This window comes from Candidatus Protochlamydia sp. W-9 (genome assembly GCF_001950615.1).
GTDB lineage: Bacteria > Chlamydiota > Chlamydiia > Chlamydiales > Parachlamydiaceae > Protochlamydia > Protochlamydia amoebophila.
In genome coordinates, this window is the sequence record NZ_BCPZ01000294.1 from 1 (window position 1) to 299 (window position 299).

2 pseudogenes are annotated in these 299 nt (G+C 38.5%); one reads left to right on the plus strand and one right to left on the minus strand.

Annotation, left to right across the window (positions count from 1 at the left end):
• Positions 1 to 126 (plus strand): annotated as a pseudogene (locus BU804_RS12235) (IS5/IS1182 family transposase); the annotation flags it as partial.
• A gap of 60 nt (positions 127 to 186) precedes the next feature.
• Here the strand turns inward: BU804_RS12235 and BU804_RS12240 are convergent.
• A pseudogene (locus tag BU804_RS12240) lies at positions 187 to 299 on the minus strand (IS982 family transposase); the annotation flags it as partial.

Sequence of the window (299 nt, forward strand, 5' to 3'; positions counted from 1 at the left end):
GTGGAAAATGCATTTTTACATTTGAAGCGCTGGAGAGGAATAGCGACCCGTTATGCAAAGAACACAGCCTCATTCTTGGCTGCAGTCCATATTAGATGTATTGCTATATGGGCGGAAGTCTCGTGACTACACTATCTAAAATCCCTCTTGCAAAAATAAATACCTATTAACCTGAATTTTGGGTTTTTAGGCAGCCATTAACAATAAGCGATGCTGCTCTGCTAAGTTTATCGATGGCTTTTTAGGTTGGTGAGTATAAGCAATAATCCCAGCTAATAGATTAATTAAAAAATTTCCGG